Source organism: Paramylibacter kogurei, assembly GCF_002742285.1.
Lineage (GTDB): Bacteria > Pseudomonadota > Alphaproteobacteria > Rhodobacterales > Rhodobacteraceae > Amylibacter > Amylibacter kogurei.
Genome location: NZ_MDGM01000003.1, coordinates 1 through 19903, shown reverse-complemented (window position 1 = coordinate 19903; position 19903 = coordinate 1). Strand labels below are relative to the sequence as shown.

Sequence of the window (19903 nt, the reverse complement as noted above, 5' to 3'; positions counted from 1 at the left end):
AACCGGCCATTCGCTCATCCCACAGCATACTTTCGGTATAAAATCGAATGTGCGGCAACCAAATACCGTAGTCGTCTTCCCGACAGTACTTGCAAGTGTGGTTTCAAGTGGCCCCATTCATCTTACTCCTTAATTCTGCAGACCAGTCTTTCAACAACATAATGTCGGCCATGACTTCGAATGGCTCCGGTGGTTCGGGATCATGGCCACGGGAAGGATCATGTGCATCGACGAAGTCACAGCACTTTTTGAACCCATTTTGGAAAGTTTGCACATCGGACTTTTCTAAAGCTGTGACACGTTTCAAATTTTTGGTGTCAATGTAATCGCGATGACGCATTACAACATTGGCAAATACGGTGTCCTCTAGCGCCCGTTCCCAAGTCGCCCGCAATCGACTGTAGAGCGATGATACTGCGATTTTGTAGCCCTCGTCGTCATTCTCCTCGAACAAGCGCTTTGCGGCACGGGCTTCTTTTTCAAGTTTGTCAATCCGGTCTCGAATACTAGAGGCAGTCCACGGCAAATCCTTGTTAACGATGCCGACGACATCCTGTCCGCGTGTGAGATGCGCCAGCGTAGTCGGCGTATTTCGCTCCGCAGCCAGCTGTGCCAGATCGTTTACGAAGATCATGTCATGCGTGAACACGATAACCTGCCGCACGCCGGCTTCCTTTGCCAGGCGCTTGGCTACTTTTGAGCGCCAGCGATGATCGAGTGATGAAACCGGATCATCGAACACAAGCGCCGATGTATGCGATGCATTTGCTAGTTCGGTAAGGTATGAGGCCAACGCCACACACGTCTGCTCGCCCTCGCTGAGCACATCATGGACCTTGGCCTTGGGGTTGGCATAGAGCTTCACCTCGTATTGCGGTGAACCGAATTTGCCCCCCGAGCGCACGACCTCGACCCGAACGCGATTACCAGCCAGCGCGACGATCTCTTGTTGAAACCGGTCGCGCATACGAGGCGTGATCAGATTGTCGGCAATTTCGTTCCCGAGACGCGTGATCGCCGTGGTGGCGGTGTCGCGCAAGCAGTCTTCAATGAGCTTTAGCTCTGCGAGCCTCGCGATCTCTGTTTTCGCAATATCCAGCAGCTCGTGACTTTGTTTCCGATCCTGCAAATCGGCCTGTTCGTTCAGCACGGCTTCCCGTGCTTCGCCGCCGGATGCATCATCGAGAGAAGCCGCATATGCGCGGGTCTGCGCGGCTTCGGTGTTTACGGCCTCCGCGACAGATTCAGGCAAAGCCAACAAGTTTGGAACCTCTTGGCCGGAGAGCTGTGCAAGCGTCTGTACCTGCACACCGCGCGCGAGCGCGATGAATCTCAGCACTTGCCTAGCGAGCGTAAAGTTACCAGCTTTCAAACTCCGATAGGCGGCAGAGACCTTGTTGACGTGGATAGCAACAGCGCGGATTTTTTGCTCTACTTCCTTGAAGACGCGTTCGGCCTCTGCCGCCTTGGTTTCTGTGTCCTTCTTGATGAAGTCTTCAAAGCCAAGCATCCGCGCGGCGGTGGGCTCGTCGATCTCTTGATGGCACAGAACACAGATATCCCCTTGCGGTGGTGGAAACGCCGCCCCAGCTTCCTTCGCCACTCGCGAATATGACCTTGCGGATTCCCAGAGGGTCCGCCAGACGGTTTCACCAACGCCCTCACACGCCAACCCGGAAAACGCCTCATGCGCTGCCGTGTTGGCGGCCGTCCGCATGTCGTCAGCACTCTTCTTTGTAGAATGAAGCGCCTGAATGGCCTCGTCATTTAGCGTCTGCTCGATCCGCTTCAAATAGGATTTTAGTTGATCGAGCTGGATCGCGTAGTCGCGCTGAGCTTTAGCCGCCACAGCGGGGTCTTGAGCGAGATCGGCTTGGAGCTTAGTCAGGCGCGCTTCGTCCGCATCCGAAAAGGGTGTCTTGGGCTTTATGGCCGCGATATCGGTATCATGACGAAGCGAAGAAAGGGCTTTGCCGAGCGCAGAGCGGCTCGACCAGATTGGATTGGCGAAAACGGAGTTGCGCTTTTTTTCCAATGTTTCTTTTTCGGTCGTCAGGCGTGCTCTGATTTCCTGACACACACCGGCTAGGTCATCCGGAATATCGAGGCCGAAGGGTCGAAACCAAACCTCATTCTTCTTCTGAACATGTACCGAAGCCGCCTCGCGGTCAAAGACAGTGATGGCCGAAAGCGCCTCGGCAGCTTCGTAGCCATCTTCCCACGCGAGGGTTTCCAATGAGCCATCGGTACGAGTGATTTTCAGTGCGGCTTTTGCTGTTCCCATTGGGGAAGAGCTGTAAACATCGGGCATGATCGCCCCAGCATGGCGTGAGCGGCAAGCATTCTTGAGAATCCTCGTATAGCCGGATTTTCCAGTGCCGTTCTGTCCGTAAAGAATGGTCAGGCCAGCCTCCTCAAAATTCAGCGTCTGGCCGGTTGCAAGCTGGTTTACACCCGAAACACCTGAGATGCTGGACAAAGAAATAGACTCGCCCGCACCGGGATCAACCGGCAGATGCTCCTTCGTAAGTGGGTTAGCCACCTGCACAACCATCGGATCGCCATGCTCTTTTTTGCAGAGCGCCAGTAACTCCGCTATCGCCTCTTCGTCCGGATAACCGTTCTGGACAATGCCGCGCAGCGCATCGCGTTGCCATAGCGGACGGCTCTCTGACCAAGCTAAGATACGTTTAGGGACAGTATCGTCGCTGCTTTCTATACTCGCGCTGTCCGACATCACAGTGTTAATCTCTCTTGCAAATATGGTTTCCAAAATTGATAGGCTACAAGTATCGGGTTAATAACGGAAGCTTTTTCATCTGTTAGCTGTTGAAATTACTAAATGCACATAAAGCCCTTGTGTGAGGGTACATGCCCGAAGCCAATGTCCGCTTGCGCTGGTGGCCGCTCGATAGCTTGCGAGTGCAGCGAACTTCCGCTTTCCGCCCTTTGTGTCAGCCGCAGCGAACGGCCCTTACCTGCCGTTCCGGGCACGACCTTCGTGTCTTGCCAATTGCCCGAAACTGGACATTCGGAAAATCCCATTAGCTGACATTAAGAACGGCAACTTCTCACCCTTTCTTCTCAATCAACGAGCCTGGACACCATACTCGAAGTTCGAGAGCAGTTTTGAAATTGTTGCGTGGGAGCGCAGAAGCCAACCTACCGAGAGCGACTTCAACGTTGTCGACAGTGTTCACGTAAGTATGTCTGGTATCGCGATGACTTTTTCCGCAAGTGTATCCGCCCATCGATCACGAACCCATCAAGTTGATGCTGTAATGTGTATGTCGAAAGATCTGACATCGTGTTGATGAAACCTTTAGTTTTGAAATTCAAAGAAGTGTTACACAGCACTCCATATCCCGTTAGGTCTTTAAACGCAGTCAGTAACTCGTACATACGAACGTTACATCGCTTTGATACCGTTTGAATTCGAGCAGTCTGATTCACGTGAGTAACCGCTGAAAGCTCAGTTGTTGAGGACCGGTAGGTAAAAAGCATGAAAGGACTCGGCTGAGAACAACCAAACCATTTTTTAGCATCGTCTTCCAAGCAAATGGGAGCAATCGGTCGAAACTGCTCCCTCTGCTTAATAACGTTCAGTCTCTCTTTCGTACTGGCGCTAAATGGTGCTGCTAAGATGGACCGGTTGCCAAGAGCGCGTGGACCAATTTCGTAACGACCGTTTACCCATCCCAGAATCAAATCATTGGCCAATAGCTCAGCAACCGTCGCAACATTCGGCTCCAATACATCAAATTCAGCACTATCCGCTCCATCTTCCAAAACAAAATGTTGTCCAGAGTATACGTCCCACTCAATCTTTGGTTCACCGGTGAGGTGGAACTGGGCGTCAATGGCGGTGCCAATTGCAGAACCCGCATCATTGGCGACCGGAGGGACGAAAATATGGCTAAAAAGTCCTGAGTCTTTCCACTTGGTGTTCCAATCGCAGTTAAGCCCACAACCTCCCACGATTAACAACGGCATTCCTCTCTTCAAATTGTTCTCTGCGAACTGTGCAAAACGGTCGAACAGACGATCACTGAATATGCCCGCAAAACTTCGAAACTCTTGATCCTCCAACCCTACATTATAGTGACGCAGTGTTTTCAGAGCTTCACAGTCCCGGACCTTTAGATGCTCACAGTCCTGAAACAAGAACGACAAAATTCTCTCTTCCTCGCTCGTCGGTCGATTTCTCTTCGAAAAGGAAGCAAGCGCCATCAGTTTTCCTGCGTCGGACAAGCGGGAGTACTCAGCGGTGCTCTTGTCGAAAGTTGGGTCCGCTAATGCATAAAGCAGCGCATAGCGATGGCCAGGCTCTGGTAACACTTCTGATATCTTTGTAATATTAAGTTCGGCATCGATCTCATAGAATGCTCCGATTACGCCTTCCCAAAGCAAGGCATAACACGGTGTTCCTTTGGGTAGGTCGGACATCCCAAACGCGCATAAGAGATGTGATCGCTCATGGGACGAAGAAAAGAAGTCGATGGTCTTTCCCAAAAAACGTTTTTTACTCAAACTTACTGTCCCGTAATCGCTTTCTCGATAGCCTGCGACAACCTCCTTTTCTCGTAGAGAGTCACTAGGCCACCAGCCTCCTTGACAAAGAACGTCAGGAGCTTCTTCAAGCTCGGCAAGGGCGTCGAAAGCATCTGGCACAGATACTATCGAATGACGGTATTTGGAGTTTTTTTCAGCTTCGATCGAGAAGATCAAGCAGCCGTTTTTGATGTATGCAAATGCGCCATCGTGGCCTGGGTTGTAAGATAAGATTTTCATTTTGAGGCTCCACAGTTAGCTGAAAGAGTAGAGTTTTTGAGAGTCTCGGTCTCTTTTTTTAATAATATTTGCCGGCACTGGTGGACTTGGATCGAGAGTACCGAGGTCTTGGTAGGAAGCCGTTGTAGGGCGAGCTGTCCTGCAAGTTTAGGCGACCGAGTAGGCCAAGTGTTGCAATGTAATTTCATAGGCAAATGGGGAATCGGGGTTGGATTCCAAAGCACACGTCGATGTACTAGCCGATCATCAACCGTCCACAGAATCTCATGCGGGGTCCATTCGATAGCATAATGGTGCATCCCTTTGGAAGCGTCGAACCCAAGTTCGATATGCCTTGGAGAACCCCGGTATCCGTAATCAAACTTGGCACCGTCATCTCCTGGATTGTAAAAGACATTGACAATAAGGCGATTGGGCGCATTGCCAGCAATTTCGATGTCAATTTCTTGATGTGGCGAGTTACGGTGAAGAAAGAACCCTGTGATTACTCCCGGAACGTCAGAAGCCTGAAAAGTTGCTTCGAACTTCCCATAAAGATATTCAGCATCACTGGTTATCGCTCCTGCACTGTATTCTCGAACACGCAACTCTTCTCGTTTGACTTGTAACGTTACGCCTTCGACACCAAGGCGGGTAACGTTTTCAGGGCGGAACAAGGCCAAATTTCCGGTAAATGTGTCTGACCGCGGTGACCAAGTTGTCAGGTTGAACTGATCAGAACTATCATCAATAGAAGCGTTGTCTTTTTTGCCTGTTTCGGTCTGTGGATCGATCTGAATACCTGACCATCTGCGGGAATCATTTTCAACAACCCAGGGCGATGAATCCCACTTGGGTAGTGCTTGTTCATGAGAGACAGATGGTTCATTTCCTGCTTCAACTAAGTGCCTTTTGCCCAGATCTTCCAATCTTGGGAATGCACAAAATGGTGGGACACACCTGAGGTGCTCACAGAGAATCCGCCATGCATTGACGTTTTCGGTGTCAAACTCGATCACGTCCGCGCCATCGAGATTAGCTAAAATGTCTTGTATGCTTCGCCCACTACGGCTGTTGCGACAGACCGTTATTATGAACTTGGCGTCGGGATACTTCATGCGGAGATCCCCGACCATTGGTTCGAGGCACCCAATGTTGACGTACGCGTCAAATACTCGATCCGAACTCCCACTACAAAGTTGTTTCATCTCTTCGTTTGGAAGCGCGTCGAGATCGCTACAACATCGATACCCAAGCATTGACAAAGCCATTGCCAAGGACGAAATGCCAGAGTTGGCTGGGCCAAATGAAAAAACAGGCACTTGACTAGGAAACGCACTAAATAAGGCTGCGCCCTCGCTGTTGATCGCGCCGATCTTAGTGAGGGACGGAAGGACAGAGTATGAATTAGTTGAAGCAGTATCTGTTCGTTGGCGAACAATGGGGCATTTTGTAGCGTATACCTTCATCTCACCGAACTGGTGATTTATCCAAAGATCGACTGGACCACGACAAGGTAGTAATCCAAGAAGTTTTTTTGCCCCTTGCCGAGAGAGAACATACCCTGACAAGTACCAAAGTCCGCGCTCAGGCTTGAAAACGTTTTCCGAAACAAAGGACTTTGGAGCACCATTCGTCGCTTCCATGTATGAAACATAAAGTATGTCGAAGCCGTTGTATCTTTCGCTATTGGTAAGAATGTCATTCCAAGCTTGATCAAAATGACGGGCGAAACTTGTGTGAAACCATACGTCGTCCTCCAGGATGAGAACATGCTCTTCCTCGCCTTGCGCAATTCGTCTCCAAACGTCGATGTGTGATCTGGCAACAGCTACCTCTGCACGGCTCATTCGGATAGGCGCTTCAAGCTCAAAATTTGTTGGTAGTGTCATAGGCTGAGGCTCGACAAAAAGTTGCTCTGCCAACGTGTAAAAAGGGTCAACATCCCCACTTTTGGTCGGATCTTGCAGGAAGTCCCTCGCATCGACAGCAGTACATCTTTCCGAAAGACTTAAAAGATCGTAGCCGAAGGCATCTTGAATTCGCCGAAGCTCTTTCTTCATGCGAGACCATCGACCTGGCTCTCTATTAAGATTGATTATGTAGATTTTTTCAACAGTCTTTACCGCCAAAGACCGCTGGTGTCCGAAAGCTCTTGCCCTTTGCTTAGGTAAAAATTTACGAAAGCCGTGTCCTAAGCGAATTGCCAAGCGTAGGATAGCCAGCTGTTTGCGTGCAAGATTCATTGCGCGTCGGTCGGTGAGGATGCCTTATACACCTGCTGATTGGAGAGCCTCCAATTCCTCGAGTCGTTGCGGTAACTAAGTGGCCACTGACTTGTAGATATTTGTTCCCAATCATGCAAAACCATTAGAGTATCAGATGGGCAACCTGCACCAATCACTTCGAAAATCGATCTAGTTAGGTTTCCCGGTCCAGTTGCAGCTTGAACTTCAGGTAAGCCATCCGATTTATCGGCTTCCAAAGATACAGTCGCGTTCAAAAGCGCTCTTTCAACTATAGGATGATTTGGAGGCGCGATAAGTGGCGTCGTATTGAAATAGAATATCCATTCTGGCCGATTAGCTCCTGGTTCTGTAAAAACCGTTGCTGGAACCATCTGAGCCTTTATTAAATCGTAGCAGAAGGGTTGGAGCTTCAGGCGTCCGTCTTCAAAAAGATTGTCAATTGGCTTACCGTGGTACACATCGTCTGCATCAATATAAAAGCCTCCTTTGACGAGCACGTACGAATATCGAAAGTAGTCTGACATCATCGAAGGGTGGTAGCACTGGTTGAAAGCGTCTACATGACGCGCCCCAAGGTGCGTTCGGATAAAAGTGCTTGCAGCGTTTCTATCGAATATTTCAATTTCAAATCCCTCTTGCTCGAGTTGCCTCCAAGAGTTCATACAAGCTTTTACATCGTCAGGTAATTGCTGCATGTCGTCCCAAAATTGCACAATATGTTTTGGTGTAGAGGCTGGCCACGCCGACGAAGCATCTGTTGAGAGTTCGTGCCGCTGCACAATATCGCGCACGAAGTTTGAGCGTTCTCGTTCTGAGGACTCAAGTGGGTCGGGTTCATCTGCATTGTTTACAATTGCATTTTTCATTTGAGACTTCTCTTTTTTGCGGCATCCACGATTGTGATATACAACTTGGAAGCCAACTTATGATTTTTTGGGAGATGGATTCTGCCCACTTTTAATAATTCTGGTTCAAATAATAATTCTGGTTCAAATGGACTTTAAATTTTTAAGCCATATCCTGAAAGTGACTCAATTGTTTTTGATCCGCAAGGCTATTTCCTTGATCACGAAATGAAAAATGTTGTTGCGAGTATGATATTGAAGAATGTAGGTATGGCTGTGATTGGTTGAAGCGACCCTTTGGTCTCGCGGTAAAGCAGGAAACACATTTCTGATGGAATTAGCAGCTCACGAATTGGAGTAATTCTCGACAGAAAAATCAAAGTAATTTGAAAATTAAGAAGCTTCGAATGCAAGCACCCTGCCATTCGATATCTGGCATGCCAAAGAATCTTCATTCAAACTTTACTCTTTTGAAGCCACTCTGACTATGTTTTAGAAATGCCCAAAGTCCGCTCTCTGCCTATAAGGTGTCATACTCCCTTGCCGCGAATGACCGCTTCCCGCCCAAATTCGCCATTAACTTGTCATTCGAAGCTTCGCATAATGCCGCAATGTTACCCAAATTTCTCATTCATCTATTTCAAAAATTCGTTTGCCATCTCAATTTTCGCTTCATCAGACAAATTCAACGGTGGACTGATTTGGTCTTCCTGCACCTCTTCAAGTAGCTCAAAGCGGCGGTCATCTGATAGTTTTCCGTAATATTGCTCCGTGATCGTTTCGTTATCATGTCCAATATTTTCAGACCAGGCTTTGCGTTGTTCGTGGCTTAACCGACGCCGGTCGCGCTCGGCGGCGATTGAATGCTTGGCGGAATGCGGTGTGATTTTTTCTGGGCTATTGCGACATGCCATTGCAAAAGCTTTGGTCACTGCATGCGTGGTGGCCATAACTGGGATTGAGACACCAACATTTTCTCGAAACGCCTTCTTATTCACCATGTGTCTATTGCTCGGGAATGACACATCATCATCTTTAAACCCTAAATCTGTTAGCGTTGCAGCCCATTCCAAAATAACCTCGTGGAAAATATCATAGAGGCACTGGAAAACAAGTTCGCCGCGTTGCAGGTCGAAATGCTACGAAAGTAACGCTTTCAATTATTGAAAACCTTAGATCGACCAGGCTTGCTGAAATCGACTAGGCAAGTAATCAATCTTGTGAGGTATAAATAGTGGTATAGAAATAATTTTTAAAAATTTAGTTTAATAATAACAGTATTTTATATAGATAGTTTGGCGGACTTCGTCTCCGCCATCACCTCATGAGAACCTGTAACAAATTGACAATTTTGGGCGAACATTCTACCCAACAGGTTCTTGCAATCAAAGCGGACTGGGAGGCTTTTTTCTGGCCTCTAAAATCTACTGTAAATTGGTAGCCCTCAGTATGTCATATTATTCAGAAACACCCCAATATCACCCCGATTCCCAGAACAATTTGGCGAACGGAATTGGTGTTAAATATTGTGTAAAAGTGCTCGACCGATAGAGTTTTTGAAACACGCGTCATTACCGACCATGCCTACGATCAATAATCGTAAAAATGTCATACGGTTTATTAATATTTTTGTGAGTAACCAAAAAATGCCACAATTGATTCAAATTTGTAGTAGTCAGTTACTATCGGTAGGGTTGTAATGTGCATTGCTTCGAGGGGAACCGGAGCATTGTGCAATGTATCAAGGGGATTGATGTGTTTTTAGCAGTTTGTTTGATTGCGTTTGGCGTTTTGTTGATAAGTTCATCACGGTGCGAACACCGACATTTTTGGATGGTTTTATCAAAATTTTTCGCGACATTTTTATTCTTGTTGGCGGTGTCTTCAACAAATCAGGTGCGCGCGCAAACGCCAGTTACCCTGAATCAACCAAGCCTGATAACAGATGGGATACGGCTGTGTGATATTACTGGGCTGTACTGTTTGGATATTACGACTAATCCTGCAAGTGACGAAGTTGTTCGATATACAACAGCGCCGCGCATTGGGGATATTAATAGTGTTCAAAATGATGAGCTGATTATCTTAGATTACGATACAGCAAACTCCCCAACACCGTTTTCATTTGATGCTGTTAGCATTGCCGATATCAATAGTTTGACCCCTGGTGGGGGCCCGAACGCCGTTCGCGATGCATATTCGTGGGGGGCGCCAGGGACTTGGACACTGACAGGTTCGCCAGTTGGGGCTGTGGTGTCGATTGATCGCTCTGCGCCTGATGATGTTGGAAATTTCATAAGTACGGATCCAAACGGAAACAATACTATTGGTAATATTGGCCAATTTACGCTTTTGCCGGCTGATGCTGGTGACGTTTTGCTAAATATGCGCGGAAGTTCCAACGGGCATAATGCGACATACGCGTTTACGGGACCGCTTTCATCTGTACAGCTTTATGTATTTAACTCTGGCGGCGGTAATATGCGTTGGAATTATATTCCTTCGATGACCGTTGATACCTATGCGCCGCAAATGACACTGGTGAAGTCAACGGCATCAACTCCCACCGTTGCGGGTGAAACGCTTACTTATGATTTCGTGGTTGAAAACATCGGTGACACGGTCATTACATCGTTGCTTTTGAGCGATGACAAATGTGCGGCACCACCTGATCAGATCACGGGTGATGCGATTTTGTTGTTGAACGATACGCATACATTTACCTGTGAATCGATCCCTGTCACACAAGACGAAGTAGACGCGGGACAGGTTGATAATACCGCCAGTTTGATTGGTACACCAACAGGTGGATTGCTTCCTCCTGTTGAAGATACCGTATCCGTACCCATCGCGGCCGATCCACAAGCAGTTTTGACCAAAGAGGTTGATATCGGGTTAGTGTCAGCAACAGGTTTGTTAACCTATACCATCACAGTGGAGAACACCGGTAATGTATCGTTAACCTCGCCAAGTTTAACGGATGTCGTTACACAATCTGCGAACACCCTGTCACTGACATCTGGCCCAACATTGGTGTCAGGTGATGATGGAGACGGTGAAATTGATCCCAATGAAACGTGGGAATATACGGCGACGTATAATGTCACCGCGGCCAATATTGATGATGGCGGTGATATCGTAAACACAGTGGATTTCGATAGCGACCAATTGCCGACGCAGTCTGATGATGCAACCACCGAAATCCAAGCAACACCAAGCGCCACCATTACCAAAGACGTGGATAGCGCGAGCATTGATGCAACTGGTACGCTTACCTATACGATTATTGTCGAAAATACTGGCGATGTAACGCTGACATCACCCAGGCTCACCGACACAGTGTCACAATCTGCTGGCACATTTGCATTGTCATCTGGCCCGACATTGGTGTCAGGCGATGATGGTAACGGCGACATCGACCCAAGTGAAACATGGGAATACACAGCAACCTATGTGGTGACGCAGGATAACATTGATGACGGTGGCGATATCGTCAACGCTGTTGATTTTGATAGTGACCAATTGCCGACACTGTCCGACGATGCCACGACCACAATTGATCAAACGCCCAATGCGGTTGTCACCAAAGATGTGGATAGCGCGAGCATTGATGCCGAAGGAACGTTAACCTACACCATCACGGTTGAAAACACAGGTAACGTAACACTGACAACGCCTGTATTGTCAGACACATTGACCCAATCCGCCACGACATATGCGTTGGCTTCTGGTCCGACATTAGTGTCGGGTGATGATGGCAATGGTGATATCGACCCAAGTGAAACATGGGAATACACCGCGACCTATGTGGTGACGCAGGATAACATTGATGACGGTGGCGATATCGTCAACGTCGCTGATTTTGATAGTGATCAATTGCCGACACTGTCCGACGATGCCACGACCACAATCGATCAAACCCCCAATGCGGTTGTCACCAAAGATGTGGATAGCGCGAGCATTGATGCCGAAGGAACACTGACCTACACCATTACGGTTGAAAACACAGGTAACGTCACACTGACAACGCCAGTGCTGTCTGACACATTGACACAATCTGCCACGACCTATGCGTTGGCTTCTGGTCCGACATTGGTGTCGGGTGATGATGGCAACGGTGACATTGATATCGATGAAACGTGGGAATACACCGCGACCTATGTGGTGACGCAGGACAATATTGATGACGGTGGCAATATCAGCAACCTTGCATCATTTGACAGCGACCAATTGCCAACAATTTCTGATGCGGCGACGACAACGATTACGCAAAACGCGGATGCAATGATTGATAAAGCTGTTGATATTGCCAGCATATCGGCACCCGGTACGCTGACCTATACCATCACGATTGAAAATACGGGGAATGTCTCGTTGATTGACCCCACAATTGGGGATGATTTGGTGCAGGATGGCAATGCGCTGACACTTACGAGTGGTCCAACGCTAACCTCTGGTGATGATGATTCTGACAATGAAATTGATGTGAATGAAACATGGGAATACAGCGTTACCTATGCCGTGACCCAAGACGAAATTGATAATGGTGCTGACATTATTAATAACGCGACTTTTTCCAGCCGCGACACCGCGGAAATTTCGAATGATGCAACGACAACAATTTCCCAATCACCTGATTTGACTATCGACAAAGTGGTTGATGTTACTGCAACTGCTAATCAGGAAACGCTGACCTATACTATCACCATTGAAAACACGGGGAATACATCACTTACAAATCCGATCCTTGCAGATGACCTTACGCAAGGTGGCAATGGGCTTACATTATCCAGTGGCCCAACTTTATCCGGTGGTGACACGAATAATGATGGCGTGATCGATGTTGGTGAAACATGGGAATATACCGCGACGTTTAATCTGACGCTTGTGGAATTTGATGCCGCCAGTGATGTTGTGAATACGGCGACAATCACCACGGATCAAACGCCCGCAGCATCCGCTAATGCATCCACCACATTAACGGCAGAGCCATCCATTAGTCTTGATAAACGGTTTATTGAAGTAACGGGCGGTGCATCATCGTTTACCGCTGTGGGCGATGAGCTGAACTATGAATTTGAAATTACCAACACGGGTAATGTGACCTTGGCTGGGCCGTTCAGTGTGGCGGACACGATCACATCTGGTGCGGGTGGCGCGATCAGCGTTGTTTGTCCTGCGGGTGATGTGGCGCCCGATGCTAGCGTTATTTGTACGGGCACATATGCGGTAACGCAGGATGATCTGGATGCAGGTTCGGTGGATAATTCCGCCACCGCGTCAGAGCCAACCGTAACCGAAGATGCCGATGATACGGATACAGAATCCGTGCCTGCCATTCAAAACCCATCAATGGCGTTTGAAAAAACGGCACAATTTATCGACCCTGCGGATTTCGTGGTTGGAGCAACGGTGACCTATGATTATGTCGTTACCAACGATGGCAACCAAACCATCGTCGATCCAATTATTGTTACTGATAATCGTATTGATCCTGCGGATATGAATTGTGACCCATTCCCAGCCACAGGAATTGCACCAACACAAACTTACACTTGTACCGCAGATTACATTGTTACGTCTGACGATGCGATTATTGGATCGGTTACAAATATTGCAAGCGCAAGCGATGGCACAACCGATAGCCCGTCAGACAGCGCAACCGTGCCTTCTGGTGCTGAGCCTGCATTGACTACAGAAAAATCATCACCTGATACAACATTCGCACAAGAAGGCGATGTTCTGAACTACGAATTTACGGTGACCAATTCGGGCAATGCGACATTTGGCAGGGAAATTGAAATCGTTGATGACAAAATCGGAACGATTACATGCTGGACACCGACCGCATCCGATCCTGATCTGCGCCCTGAATCTTCTGATGGAACGATTCCTGCGGAATTCGTGACCTGTACCGCCCCATACACGGTAACACAGGATGATCTGGACGCGGGTTCTGTCACCAACGAAGCCTATTCACAAACCACATATGGCGATCCCAACAATCCAACGGATGTTGTGTCTCCCGTGGTTGATCTGACCATCGATGCCGATGCTGACCCATCGCTTGATTTGGTGAAATCTGCAGCATTACCAGCGGGTAAGGCAACCGCCGATTTGGTTGTAGGTGATTTGATCACATATACATTTAGCGTGGAAAACACAGGCAACCAAACGATCACAAATGTGACCGTGACCGATCCGTTGATCGCTGGGTTCAGCTGTACCATTGCAACGCTGCCCGTGGAAGCCACGGATACAAGTTGTAGCGATACATACGCCATCACGCAGGATGATATCGACGCTGGCGTGATCAACAACACCGCCGATGCGGCGGGATCTGATCCAACGGGTGCCACGATTGATGACACGGATACCATCGCAACGGATATGCCCGATGCAAATCCATCAATGGATCTGATCAAAACAGCGAGCCCAAGCCCGTTTGGTGCAGTTGGCAGCACGATCACCTATTCGTTCAGCGTGGAAAACACAGGTAATGTGACGCTGACAGATGTGACCGTGACCGACCCGTTGATCCCAACGTTTAGCTGTGTGATCCCAACCCTTGCGGTTGGTGCAACAGATACGGTGACATGTTCAACCCCATACACAGTCACCCAAGACGATGTTGATGCAGGTGAATTAACCAACACCGCCGATGTTGACGCCATCGATCCGTTTGACACGCCCGTTAATGCAACAGACAGCATCACAACCGATGGGCCGGAACAGACGCCTTCTTGGACAGTTGATAAGGCAACCAGCTCGGTTCCAACGGCAGAGGGTGATACACTTGATTACACATTCGATGTTGAAAATACGGGCAATGTTTCGATTTCAACGGTGAGCCTGACAGATGCCAAATGTTCAACTGGGCCCAATTTGATCCCAAGCAGTGACATTGATGGTGACGGGGTTTTATCACCCAATGAAGTTTGGAATTACACATGTACATCTATTCCCGTTACTCAAGCAGAGGTCGATGCAGGCCAAGTGGACAATAGCGCCACGGCATCTGGTACACCTGCTGGTGGAACTTTGGACGATGCAATCGGTACGAATTCGACAGAAGTTGTTGCCGATCCATCATGGACGGTTGATAAATCATCCACATCAACACCGATGGCTGCGGGTGATACGCTTGATTATTCATTTGATGTTGAAAACACGGGTAATGTTTCCATTACTGCCGTAAATTTGACAGACGTAAAATGTGCGGCACCACCAGTTTTGACCAACAGCACCGATGTAAATGCCGATGGTATTTTGTCACCTGAAGAAATCTGGACCTATACATGTACGTCGATTCCGGTGACCCAAGCCGAAGCAGACGCAGGCGTTGTGGAAAATGATGTGACCGCATCTGGTACACCTGCCGGTGGCGATTTGGACGATGCAGCGGGAAGTGACACAACCGCATTGCCATCGAACCCAAGTTTGGAAGCGCAAAAAACCATCACATCTTCAACCGTTGCAGTTGGCGAAACAGTTACTTTTGAAATCACTGTTGAAAATACAGGCAACGTGACGCTTTCTGGGGCGAGTTTAACCGATACGTTAACCCGCGCGGATGGGACTGTTTTAACACTCAATAGCGGGCCAAACTTTGTTTCCGCTGATGCTGGTTCGGGACCTGGAACTATACAGGTCGGTGAAACCGCAACATATGCCGCGTCATATATTCTGACTCAGGATGATGTTGACGCAGGTGGGATTGCGAACACAGCAACCGCAACTGCAAGCCCACCATTAGGAAGCCCGGTTTCAGATGTGTCTGATGATGGCGATGGTTTGGGCGATGATGACCCAACGGTATTGGTTATTCCTGCAGAGCCATCGATTAGCCTTGATAAACGGTTTATCGAGGTAACGGGCGGTGCTTCATCTTTCACTGCCGTGGCTGATGAGCTGAACTACGAATTTGAAATTACCAACACGGGTAATGTGACATTGGTGGGGCCGTTCAGTGTGGCGGATACGATCACATCTGGTGCGGGTGGCGCAATCAGCGTTGTTTGCCCAGCGGGTGATGTGGCACCCGATGCCAGCGTTATTTGTACGGGCACATATGCCGTAACACAGGATGATCTGGATGCAGGTTCGGTGGATAATTCCGCCACCGCGTCAGAGCCAACCGTAACCGAAGATGCCGATGATACGGATACAGAATCCGTGCCTGCCATTCAAAACCCATCTATGGCGTTTGAAAAAACGGCCCGTGAAATTGCGCCAGAGGATTTCGTTGTGGGCGCGACGGTAACATATGATTACTTGGTTACGAATGACGGTAATGTCACCATTACAGAACCGATCACGATCAGCGATAACTTGATTGACCCAAGCGGTATCACGTGTGATGCATTCCCAACGGATGGTGTTGCCCCAACGCAAACATATGCCTGTGTGGGTATCTATACCGTTACATCTGATGATGTGGAATTGGGTTCCGCGACAAACGTCGCAGGTGCAAGCGATGGCACAACCGACAGCCCGTCAGACAGCGCAACAGTACCATCGGGTGCCGCGCCTGCGTTGACCACAGAAAAGATTTCACCAGATACAACATTCGCATCCGCTGGTGATGTACTGAATTATGAATTCACGATTACGAATACGGGTAACGCGGCATTCGTGAATGATATCGTCATTGTGGACAACAAGATTGGAACGATCACATGTTGGACAGCAACCGACGATGATCCTGATTTCCGCGCAGCTTCGTCTGATGGATCAATTCCAGCCGATACAATTACCTGTACCGCGCCATACACAGTGACACAGGATGATTTGGATGCGGGGTTTGTGACCAACGAAGCCTATTCACAAACCACATATGGTGATCCAAACAACCCAACGGATGTTGTGTCTCCCGTGGTAGATCTGACCATCGATGCCGATGCTGACCCGTCGCTTGATTTGGTGAAATCTGCGGCATTGCCAGCGGGTAAGGCAACCGCCGATTTGGTTGTGGGTGATTTGATCACATATACATTTAGCGTGGAAAACACAGGCAACCAAACGATCACAAATGTGACCGTGACCGATCCGTTGATCGCTGGGTTTAGCTGTACCATTGCAACGCTGCCCGTGGAAACCACGGATACAAGCTGTAGCGATACATACGCCATCACGCAGGATGATATCGACGCTGGCGTGATCAACAACACCGCCGATGCCGCGGGGTCTGATCCAACGGGTGCCACGATTGATGATACTGACACGATCGCAACGGATATGCCCGATGCTGATCCATCAATGGAGCTGATCAAAACAGCGAGCCCAAGCCCGTTTGGCGCGGTTGGCAGCACGATCACCTATTCGTTCAGTGTGGAAAACACAGGTAATGTGACGTTGACAGATGTAACCGTGACCGACCCGTTAATCCCAACGTTTAACTGTGTGATCCCAACCCTCGCGGTTGGTGCAACAGATACGGTGACATGTTCAACCCCATACGCAGTCACCCAAGACGATGTTGATGCAGGTGAATTAACCAACACCGCCGACGTTGACGCCACCGATCCGTTTGACACGCCCGTGAATGCAACCGACAGCATCACAACCGACGGGCCAGAACAGGAACCTGCATTAGAGGTGACAAAAACACTGTCATCCACTGGTGCATCAGTAGGTGATGTTTTGACCTATTCCATCACGGTGGAAAATACAGGCAACGTCACGCTTGATAACGTTGTCATGTCAGATGTGATGACACGTAGCGACGGGAGCTCTACCGCGCTTGATGCGCCTGGGTTGCAATATGTTTCGGGTGATAGCGATACGCCAGATGCGATAGACGTCGGTGAAACATGGACGTTTAGCGCGAATTACACGCTGACGCAGGATGATCTGAATGCGGGGGGTATTTCCAACAAAGCCACCGCAACAGCGGATGATCCCAACGGTGCACCGGTGAGCGATGAATCAGATAACGGTGATGATTCCGATGGCAATACAACGGATGATCCAACTGAATTTGTGATCCCCGCAGGACCCGCGATAAACATCGAAAAAACCGTAACGAATGTAACGGGTGGTGCGGCTGGTGACATTGTGACCTTTGGCTTTACTGTGAATAACGTGGGCAATGTGGATCTGGATACGATCACATTGGTTGATACATTAACCAACAGTGATGGTGATGCGTTAACACTTACCACTGGCCCTGTTTTGGACAGCGGTGATGTGGACAATGCTGGGGTTTTGGATGTGACCGAAACTTGGGTCTATTCCGCGACATATGAATTAACCCAAGATGATATTGATGCGGGCGGTATTTCAAATACAGCCACCGCATCAGGTACCGATCCAAATGGCACGACCGTTTCCGATGTGTCAGATAATGGCGATGATGGTGATGGTAATCCCAATGATGATCCAACACTATTGGTGATCGATGCCGTTCCGTCGATGGAGCTTGATAAAGTTGCGACAAGTGTTGGCGGGGCTGCGGGCGAACTGGTAGAATTTGAATTCACACTTGAGAACACAGGTAACGTGACACTTTCAAACATTGTGCTGACGGATAATTTAACCCGTGCAGATGGCACACCACTTGCGCTTGATGCCACGCCTGCGTTTGTTTCAGCAACGCAAGATTCACCCAACGGCACGTTGGCGGTGGGCGAAATCGCAACATATACCGCGCAATACACACTGCAACTTGCCGATATTGACGCGGGGGGTATTTCCAACAGTGCCACCGCACAAGGCGAAGCGCCAAATGGCGTGAGCGTTTCGGATGTTTCTGATGATGGTGATGATACCGATGGTAACACCACCGATGATGCAACAGTTGTTCCGTTGGAACGCGCACCTGCATTGGAATTATCAAAAGCGGCCGTGCTTGATGATGGTGGCGATGGAATTTACCAAGTCGGTGATACGATCACCTATACTTACGTGGTTACAAACACCGGTAATGCAACAGTTTTCGATCTGTCTATCTTGGAAAACAGTGCAAACTTTAGCGGTACAGGAACGCTTCCTGTTCCTGCCTATGTTTCTGGTGGCGACGATCTGGATGGCGACGCAGATTTAACCGATCTGGAACCCGAACAATCCGCAACATTTAGCGCGGTTTATGAATTAACACAGGCCGATATCGACAGCACATCCGTTTCCAACAAAGCGGATGCAAATGGTACAGATGCATCCGGTGTTGGTGTAAATGATAGTTCGGATGATCCTAACCAACCAGGTGAAGATGACCCGACAATTGCCGCCATTCCATTGCAAGATCCCGATGCAGTTGTCGCTACAAAATCGGCAACACCGGGTGATGTGAAAATTGGCGATACGGTGACATATACATTGACGTTCGCAGGTGGTGCCAACGGTGGTTCGGTGACAGATGGTCAGGCACGTGATATTTTGCCAACTGGCATTATCTATCGCCCGAACACCGCAACGTTGAATGGCACAGCGACGGAACCTGAACAATCGGGGCAATCGTTGACGTGGTCGGGCCTATACCTTGCACCAAATCAAACGATCACGATTGTTTATCAAGGTGTGGTGTCGCCAAACGCGCCACTGGGTGAAATGACGAACCGCGCCTGGTTCGCCGATGCGAATGGCAATGTGTTGTCGAATGTGGCGCGTGCCACCGTAAAACGCACACCAGAACATGTGTTTGATTGTTCCGATGTTATCGGCAAAGTGTTCGATGATCGAAACGGCAATGGTTATCAAGATGGCCCAAGTGGCGGCGTAACCAACCAAGATTACGACCCATCGGGGAAATACGGCGATCTGCCCGCAACAAACCAAGGCGAGCCAGGCTTGGCTGGCGTTCGGATTGTTACGGTTGGTGGTGTATTGATTACGACGGATGAGTTTGGTCGTTATCATGTTCCTTGTGCTGCTTTGCCTGACAAGCATGGTTCGAACTTTATATTGAAACTTGACGAGCGTAGTTTGCCAAGCGGGTATCGTATGACCACGGAAAATCCGCGTGTGATGCGTCTGACGCCTGGTAAATTTGCCAAGATGAATTTTGGCGCTGCAATTTCCAATGTTATTCGGATTGATCTG

Annotated in this window: 6 protein-coding genes; 1 reads left to right on the top strand and 5 read right to left on the bottom strand. The window is 48.8% G+C overall.

Going from position 1 to position 19903, the window contains the following annotated elements:
• Window positions 1-103 precede the first annotated feature (103 nt).
• The 5 genes from BFP76_RS00750 to BFP76_RS00730 all read right to left on the bottom strand — a co-directional run bounded on the left by BFP76_RS00750 (window position 104) and on the right by BFP76_RS00730 (window position 8937).
• Window positions 104-2737 (bottom strand): AAA family ATPase, encoded by a 2634-nt coding sequence (locus BFP76_RS00750; RefSeq protein WP_099591271.1) that lies wholly within the window; start codon window positions 2735-2737, stop codon window positions 104-106.
• Window positions 2738-3177: 440 nt separating this feature from the next.
• On the bottom strand, window positions 3178-4791 hold the full coding sequence (locus tag BFP76_RS00745) for a carbamoyltransferase C-terminal domain-containing protein (RefSeq protein ID WP_099591270.1): 1614 nt from the start codon (window positions 4789-4791) through the stop codon (window positions 3178-3180).
• Window positions 4788-7016 carry a family 16 glycosylhydrolase gene (locus BFP76_RS00740; protein WP_099591269.1) on the bottom strand — a complete coding sequence of 743 codons (2229 nt, stop codon included), beginning with the start codon at window positions 7014-7016 and terminating at the stop codon, window positions 4788-4790. The genes BFP76_RS00745 and BFP76_RS00740 overlap by 4 nt, the downstream gene beginning before the upstream one ends.
• The gene (locus BFP76_RS00735; protein ID WP_099591268.1) at window positions 7013-7885 is read right to left on the bottom strand and encodes a glycosyltransferase family 32 protein; all 873 of its coding nucleotides are present in this window, start codon (window positions 7883-7885) and stop codon (window positions 7013-7015) included. The genes BFP76_RS00740 and BFP76_RS00735 overlap by 4 nt, the downstream gene beginning before the upstream one ends.
• A gap of 614 nt (window positions 7886-8499) precedes the next feature.
• Window positions 8500-8937: a hypothetical protein gene (locus tag BFP76_RS00730; protein ID WP_133117361.1), complete on the bottom strand. Its 438-nt coding sequence runs from the start codon at window positions 8935-8937 to the stop codon at window positions 8500-8502.
• A 910-nt stretch (window positions 8938-9847) separates the two neighbouring features.
• Between BFP76_RS00730 and BFP76_RS00725 the strand changes: the two genes are divergently transcribed.
• On the top strand, window positions 9848-19903 hold a 10056-nt coding region (locus BFP76_RS00725; RefSeq protein WP_165775616.1), incomplete at its 3' end, for a beta strand repeat-containing protein.